The 1,597-nt window shown below is 70.3% G+C and carries 1 protein-coding gene; it reads left to right on the top strand.

Annotated elements, in window-relative coordinates; genetic code table 11:
- Positions 1–1,440: DNA polymerase Y family protein (locus tag C8J43_RS21740; protein ID WP_243645737.1), on the top strand; the 1,440-nt coding region annotated here is incomplete at its 5' end.
- Positions 1,441–1,597 lie beyond the last annotated feature (157 nt).

Genomic DNA, 1,597 nt, shown 5'->3' with positions numbered 1-1,597 from the left:
CACAGGGCGCCGCTCGCGCTGGTGGGCAAGGTCGGCCGGCGCGAAGAGGTGGTTGCCGCCTGCGATGGCGCTGCCGCGTTAGGGATCACGATCGGGATGGCCGCGACCCATGCGCGTGCGCTGGTGTCCGACCTCGACATCCGACCATCCGAGACCGAGGCGGATGCCGCGTTACTGGATCAGCTCGCACTGCGCGCGGTGCGCCGCTGGTCACCGATCGCGGCCGCCACGCCGCCCGATGGGCTGTGGCTCGACCTGACCGGCTGCGCCCATCTCCATGGGGGCGAAGAGCGGTTCTGTCGGCGTCTGCGCGCGTTTTGTCAGCGTGCAGGGTTCACAGCACGCGTGGCGGTCGCCGACACACCGGGCGCGGCACACGCCGTTGCCCGGTTCGGATCGGCCGACATCGCGATCGTCCCGGCAGGGCGGACGGTCGAGGCGCTCAGCGGCCTGCCGGTCGCCGCCTTGCGCCTCGCGGGCACGGCGCTCGTCGCCGCCCGTAAGTTCGGCTTCGAACGCGTGGCCGATCTCCTGCCGGTCGCGCGCGGGCCTTTGGCACGCCGGCTCGGGCTGGCGGCGATCACGCGCCTCGATCAAGCACTTGGCGCAGTTGCCGAACCGATCACACCGCGGACCGACGAGGTCATGCCGATCGTCGAGCGCCGGCTGCTCGAACCGATCGTCACCGCAGACGGGATCGCGCAGGTCATGGAGGATCTGCTCGGCGACATGGCCGAGCTGCTCCGCGCAAAGGGGCTCGGCGTACGATCGCTACGGCTCGGTGGGCTGCGTGTCGACGGTACCGAGCAGGTCGTCGCGGTCGGCACCTCACGCCCGACACGCGAGGTCTCGCACCTGTTGCGGCTCATGAAGCTCAGGATCGAGCGGATCGATCCGGGCCTGGGGCTCGAGCAATTCTATCTGGCGGCACCGCACACAGAGCCGCTCGACGCGGTCGATCTTCGCGCGGTTCTCGCCGGTGAGGTACTCGTGCGTGATCCGGCCCGTCTCGTCGACGTCGTCGCCGGCCGCATCGGCGCTGACGCCGTGTTCCGGATCGCCCCTGTTGAAAGTCACGTGCCCGAGCGCGCCGTCATGCGCGCCGACCCGGTGGTAGCGCCCGCGGGCTGGCCAAAATGGCGCCGACCGACGCGCCTGCTGGCGAGGCCCGAACCGCTATGGGGCGTCATAGCGCTGATGCCCGACCAGCCGCCTCGGCGGTTCGAGTGGCGCGGCCGGCCACACAAGGTGGTTGCCGGCGACGGCCCCGAGCGGATCCACGGCGAGTGGTGGCGCCGTGACGCGGAAGTTTGGGCGGTGCGCGACTATTACCGGGTCGAGGACGAGACAGGCGGTCGCTACTGGGTGTTTCGGCGAGGCGACGGGTTCGTCGAGGACACCGGCGATCTGAGCTGGTGGATGCACGGCGTGTTCGCATGACCGACTATGTCGAGCTTCAGGTCCTCACCCACTTCTCGCTGCTGCGCGGCGCGTCGAGCCCCGAGGAGCTGTTCGCGGCTGCAGCGCTGCTTGGTTATCCCTCGATCGGGGTCAGCGACATCGGCACCGTCGCGGGTGTGGTGCGCGCATGGGAAGC

The organism is Sphingomonas sp. PP-CE-1G-424, assembly GCF_004341085.1.
Taxonomy (GTDB): Bacteria; Pseudomonadota; Alphaproteobacteria; order Sphingomonadales; family Sphingomonadaceae; genus Sphingomonas.
This window is presented reverse-complemented; position numbering and strand designations above follow the sequence as displayed.